The 5737-nt window shown below is 64.2% G+C and carries 6 protein-coding genes; 3 read left to right on the plus strand and 3 right to left on the minus strand.

Annotated elements, in window-relative coordinates:
- On the minus strand, window positions 1–327 hold a 327-nt coding region (locus tag AC2VOP_RS08945; protein ID WP_486960627.1), incomplete at its 3' end, for an SDR family NAD(P)-dependent oxidoreductase.
- A gap of 180 nt (window positions 328–507) precedes the next feature.
- On the opposite strand from AC2VOP_RS08945, the gene AC2VOP_RS08950 reads away from it, so the two are divergent.
- Together AC2VOP_RS08950 and AC2VOP_RS08955 are read left to right on the plus strand one after the other, a co-directional pair.
- Window positions 508–1683, plus strand: coding sequence for an acyl-CoA dehydrogenase family protein (locus AC2VOP_RS08950; RefSeq protein WP_486960628.1), 1176 nt, complete (start codon window positions 508–510; stop codon window positions 1681–1683).
- Window positions 1684–1995: 312 nt separating this feature from the next.
- Window positions 1996–2640, plus strand: coding sequence for a peptidoglycan endopeptidase (locus AC2VOP_RS08955; protein ID WP_486960629.1), 645 nt, complete (start codon window positions 1996–1998; stop codon window positions 2638–2640).
- On the opposite strand, the gene AC2VOP_RS08960 is transcribed toward AC2VOP_RS08955, so the two are convergent.
- Window positions 2637–3185, minus strand: coding sequence for a class I SAM-dependent methyltransferase (locus tag AC2VOP_RS08960; RefSeq protein WP_486960630.1), 549 nt, complete (start codon window positions 3183–3185; stop codon window positions 2637–2639). The genes AC2VOP_RS08955 and AC2VOP_RS08960 overlap by 4 nt on opposite strands.
- A gap of 292 nt (window positions 3186–3477) precedes the next feature.
- On the opposite strand from AC2VOP_RS08960, the gene AC2VOP_RS08965 reads away from it, so the two are divergent.
- The gene (locus tag AC2VOP_RS08965; protein ID WP_486960631.1) at window positions 3478–4986 is read left to right on the plus strand and encodes a PE-PPE domain-containing protein; all 1509 of its coding nucleotides are present in this window, start codon (window positions 3478–3480) and stop codon (window positions 4984–4986) included.
- 21 nt (window positions 4987–5007) lie between these two features.
- On the opposite strand, the gene AC2VOP_RS08970 is transcribed toward AC2VOP_RS08965, so the two are convergent.
- Window positions 5008–5737: PPE family protein, SVP subgroup (locus AC2VOP_RS08970; RefSeq protein ID WP_486960632.1), on the minus strand; the 730-nt coding region annotated here is incomplete at its 5' end.

Consider the following 5737-nt stretch of genomic DNA (forward strand, 5'->3'; position numbering starts at 1 on the left):
GATCACCTGGTCGAACTGGTCCTCGGTCATCGTTCGCAAGGTGGCGTCGCGGGTGATGCCGGCGTTGTTCACCATGATGTCCAGCCCCCCGAACCGCTGAACCGCAGCTGCCAGCAGCGCGTCGACATCATCTGAGACCGTCACGTCGCTTCGGATCGCCACCGCGGTGTCGTCACCGAGCATATGCGCTGCGGCCTCGGTGGCGTCCCGGTCCACATCGCCGAGGACCACCCGGGCTCCCTCGGCGACAAACCGCTCCGCTATCGCGAAGCCTAGGCCCTGCGCACCTCCGGTGATCACCGCCGTCCGGCCCTCCAGTAACGCCACTCTGCCACCCTCCTAGTCTCGCCTTGCCTGGCCTCGCCTTGCCTGGCCTTGCCTGGCCTTGCCTGGCCTTGCCTTGCCTTGCCCGCCTGCCATCTGCCGTCGCTTCCGGTCGCTATCATCGCACATCATATTTCATATATGATCTGGCCCGGATAGCACCTGGAGAATGGAGCGCAGTGGATGGCCGAGACCCCGGTCGACGACGACGTTTTCAGCGAAATCCTCGCTCAAACACGCAGATTCGTTCGCACGGCGGCGATTCCGCGGGAGCAAGAGATCGCCGACCACGACCGGGTGCCGGATGACCTCCGCGACCAGGCCAAGCGGTTGGGATTGTTCGGTTACGCGATTCCCCAGCGGTGGGGCGGGCTGGGCCTGGATCTGGTCCAGGATGTCGAGTTGGCCATGGAACTGGGCTACACCTCGCTGGCGGTGCGGTCGATGTTCGGCACCAATAACGGCATCGCCGGACAGGTTCTGGCCGGATTCGGCACCGACGAGCAAAAGTCCCGCTGGCTGCCGGTGCTGGCATCTGGCGAGGTTGTCTCGGCCTTCGCGCTGACCGAACCGGGTGCCGGCTCCAACCCGGCCGGGCTGCGCACCAAGGCCATTCGCGACGGTGGTGGTTGGTTGATCTCGGGGACGAAGCGATTCATCACCAACGCCCCCATCGCCGGCTTGTTCGTGGTCTTCGCACGCACCCGACCGGCCGACGAGCATGGCACCGGCATCGCCGTTTTTTTGGTACCCGCGGATACGGCAGGCGTGGAAGTCGGAGTCAAAGACGCCAAGATGGGCCAGCAGGGCGCCTGGACGGCGGATGTGAGCTTCTCAGGCGCCCGGCTACCCGCCGACGCCCTGATCGGCGGCGACGAGGATGTCGGCTACCGGGCTGCAATGGTCTCGCTGGCGCGCGGCCGGATTCACATCGCGGCAGTGGCCGTCGGAACGGCTCAGCGCGCACTAGACGAATCCGTGACGTACGCCGCCGTTGCGACGCAGGCCGGCACCGCAATCGGAAGCTTTCAGTTGGTGCAGGCTATGATCGCTGACCAGCAGACCGGGGTGTTGGCCGGGCGAGCCCTAGTCCGCGACACAGCACGGAAATGGATCTCCGGCGAGGACCGCAGAATCGCACCATCGGCGACCAAGTTGTTCTGCACCGAAATGGCTGGCAAAGTCGCCGATCTCGCGGTACAGATCCACGGTGGCAGCGGGTACATACGCGATGTGCCGGTGGAGCGGATCTACCGTGACGTTCGACTGTTGCGACTCTACGAGGGCACCAGTGAGATTCAGCGGTTGATCGTCGGCTCCAACCTGGTGAGAGCGGCGCAAACAACTTCTGCCAGATAGCTGTTGAACTTCTACCAACGCCGGAGTCGACACTAATGCGCACCCCCGGGCAGGACAGATGCTGCCGACAGTATTCGTGCTCTCCGGGGACGCCAACCTCTGTGCGATCCTGACCCAATGCTCCTGGTCTTGGCTGACACCGGTATCCAGTGGAAATCAACCGTCGAGGCCTGATGCACGACGGGGACGACGGAAACGACGGGGTGCTTGCGTCGGACTGGCACTGATCTACGCTTGTCGGTGCCCGCTTTGCGGCGTGGCAGCTTGACTTCTCCGACTATATAGCATAGGCCATTCCGATCGCCAAATGTGATGCATACAACAGTTTTTGGTGATTGTCGGCATTCATTGTTAATGTGCCAGTTCGTGTTTGGTCTTGAAGCGGTAATGGCATTGGTGCAGCAGGTTTCCGGCACACCCTACATCGTTGGTGGTGATTCGCCGGCCGGAACGGACTGTTCTGGTCTTGCCTCATGGGTCTCGAATGTGGCAAGCGGCAGACCGGCTTTCGGCAATAGATTCCACACCTCCAATGAGGAGTCTGCCCTGCTGGCGCGCGGCTTCCAGTACGGGACCGCCCCCGACGCGTTGGTGGTGGGGTGGAACAGTCACCACACGGCGGTGACATTGCCGGACGGTACACCGGTGTCCAGCGGTGAGCCCGGCGGCGTGAAAGTCGGCGGCGGAGGCGCCTACCAGCCCCAGTTCACCCATCACATGTTCCTGCCGATGGCACCCGACAGGGTTAGCGACCAGGAAGCGCCGATGGACGTACCTGCTGCATTCGGCGGCATCGATCCGGAAGAGCCCGCACCAGAGCCCGCACCAGATCCCGCACCAGATCCCGATCCGGCTCCCGCCGAAGTGGTCGGGGCGCCTGTCGGCCCACCGCCTGTTGACGACCCTCCCGGTGAGGCCGAGCCGACCCCGGGTGAGCCTGGGCCGGCGCAGATTTAAGGCTTGCGGGCCAACAACCACGCCTGGCCCTGACCCTCACCCGCGGCAATCACGTCGAGGTCGCCGAACGCAGTCCGCAATTCGCCAGCGGCAGCGCGGAACGGCCCCGGGGTTCCACCTATCTGGCTGAGCACCGTGATCGCCAAAAGCCCACCCGGCACCAGCCGTTCGGTCATCGCCTGGTCCAATCGGCGGTCCCGAAACCTATGGCAGTAGATCATGTCAACGAGTGGGCCCGCCGGCAGGCCGCCGTCGAGATCGACGGTGTCGAACTGGCAGCGCTTCTCAACACGGTGGCGCTGCGCGAGATCTCGTGCCTGATCGACGGCCACCTCGGACACGTCCAGCCCCCACACGTCCAGACCCCGGCAGGCGAGCCACACCGCGCCGAGCCCCTGGCCGCACGCGACGTCCAGCGCGTGGCCCGCGGTCGGGAACACGTCCTGGTAGGGCAAGAACACCGCAGCCGGGCCGGCGGCGTCGACCGGCGGCGATCCCCGGCGCGCATATCGCTCATTCCAGCGGACGCGGTCCTCGTAGCTCACAGCAGTCACAACATCAGATAGAAATAATCCACCGCGCCCCTGCTTTCCGCGCCGAAGTCGTGGTCGATCTCCATCCGGGCCTTGGTCACACTCCACCGTCCCCTCGCGTCACGGTATCGCCCACGGCATCCTCACTGGTGGTCCTGCGGGGCGCAAGAGATCAGCAGACCGGTTGCGTGTTGGCAACATGAGACCAAGTCTAAGCGTGTACTGCAAGGTGCCGTTTGCGTTACACAGGCTATCTGTTTGATAGCATCAGACTTTGTCTTCGCCGCGACCCTAGGGAACTCTCATGAAATCGGCTGCCCGAAGCTCCGCAACCGCCGGCGTCGTGCTGATCGGTGCCGCCGTCATCGTCGCCGCCCCGGCGGCACCACCGCAGCCCCGCGCTCAGGTGCGCGAGGTAGCGCTGACCTCCGGCGAGACCGTGACGCTCGAGTTGAGCGGCAGCGGATTGCCGATACTCCCGCCGTCGCTCGTGGAAAATGTCCACACCGTCTACATCGACCCGCATTTTCCCAACACCGTTCCGCAGGCCCTGGGCGCACCGCAGCAGCTGTATCCGATAACCGGCACGCACAACGGATTCTTCGACCCCTCGGTGCAAGCCGGTGTCACCATCCTTGACGAAGCGATAAACCGGCAGCTCGCCGACGGCAACAACGTCGTGGTCTACGGCCAATCCCAGGGTGCCACCATAGAAACCCTTGAAATGGAGAAGCTGGCCGCCGGCCCGAACCCGCCGAGCGCGGACCAGCTGGCTTTTGTCATGACCGGTGATCCCGACCTGCCCAACGGCGGCATGCTGGAGCGGTTCAACTATCCAGGCCTCCCCCAGCTGACCCTGCCGTCGCTGGGCGTCACCTTCTTCGGCGCAACACCCACCGACACCGTCTACCCGACCTTCATGTACGAGGGCGAATACGACGGGTTCGCCGATTTCCCGCGGTACCCGCTCGATCTGCTGGCCGACGTCAACGCGCTGTTCGGCATCCCGTTCGTGCACGCCTTAGAACCGGGTTTCCCGAAATCGCTGGTCGACCAGGCGTTTATCTGGCCCACGTCGCCGGACTACCACGGCGACACCACCTACTACATGATCCCCACCGAGAATCTGCCGCTGCTGGACCTGCTGCGGGGCAACCCGCTGGGTAACGCGTTCGCCGACCTGTTGCAGCCGGATTTGAAGGTGCTGGTCAACCTGGGCTACGGTCCGGACAACCTGCCGTACAGCCAGTATCCGAATCTGCCCACCCCGGCGTCCGGGCTGCTCCCGGACGCCAACCCGGTCACCGTGCTGGAAAACCTGGCCGCCGGGGCCGAACAGGGCGTCCAAGCTTTTCTGGCCGACCTGAAAGGCATTTCACCGTCGAGCATCGCGGCGTCTATGAGCAACACCGTTCCGGCCGTCACGCCGCTGGATCTCAACCCGAGCGACCTCATAACGGAACTGCAGAGCCTGCTCGCCGTGAACACCAACGCGCTGGCCGTTGTGGTCGCGGCTTCGCTGGACACCTTCATGCCGGTGGTGGACACCACCAGTGCCATCGTCACCGCTCTGCCGACCTTGGCCGTCAATCTGGAGCTCGCCGGGTTTCACCAGCTGGCTGGCGGCAACCTGCAAGCGGCATTCGACTACTTCACCGACCCGATCGGCGGCAGCGTCGGGCTCTCCTCGATAGCGAGCTTCCTGATCTTGTCGGACATCCAGGATGCGGCAGGGCGAATCTCGAGCGCGCTCCAGGGCGCGGTCACCGACGACATCGGCTTCATCGAAGGCCTGCCGGGGCTGTTCTCCTGACTCTCCTGGCCTACTGCGAGGCTAGCCGCCGGCTGGCGTGCGGGTAGCGAGGGCTCTGGTGGGCAGTTCGTGGGTTGGGGGTGCTTCGTAGTCTCCTGTTCTCTGGGCCATCCGCGCTGCGGTAAGGCGTGGTATGCCGGTGTTGAGGATGGGGCTGGGCATGTGGGCAGCGGCTTGTGCGGTTGCGGGCGAATTGACGGTCTGCGCCTGGGGGGCCGCGGCAGTCCAGTTAGGCGGCACCGACAGCGGCCCGACCAGGCCAGCTCTACCGATATTGGCGTGCGACCCGGCGAGGATTGCTGTGCCGCCGGAATGTGTGGCCATAGGCTGGGGAGCCATGGGCTGGGAGGCCATTGGCTCAAGCGGGTGTGCGGACGACAGGTTCGCCATCTGCCCGAATAGCGAGGAGTCAGCACCGCCAGCGCCCGATGTCGCCAGGGTGTTTTGCACGAAGTCCTGAACCGCGTAGATCAAAAGGTAATCGAACGCGTGGAAGTCGGTGATCAAAATCTCCGGTGCCACCGCCCCATTCGATAAAAATGCGGTCATCCAATTCGAGTTCATAAAGTCGGCTACCGCTGAGTTGTCTTGCCCGGCGATGACGTTGTTCAGGAACCCGGACAGCCCAGAATCGGAGGTGGCGTTAGTCGGGCTGAAGATGTTGAGCCCCAGTGAATTCACGAGTGCGCTCAGCGATGACGAGCCGGATCCGCTGGCGCTGCTCGATCCAGTGGCCAGTGCCTGCAAGGCG

Source organism: Mycobacterium sp. TH-M106 (genome assembly GCF_057473765.1).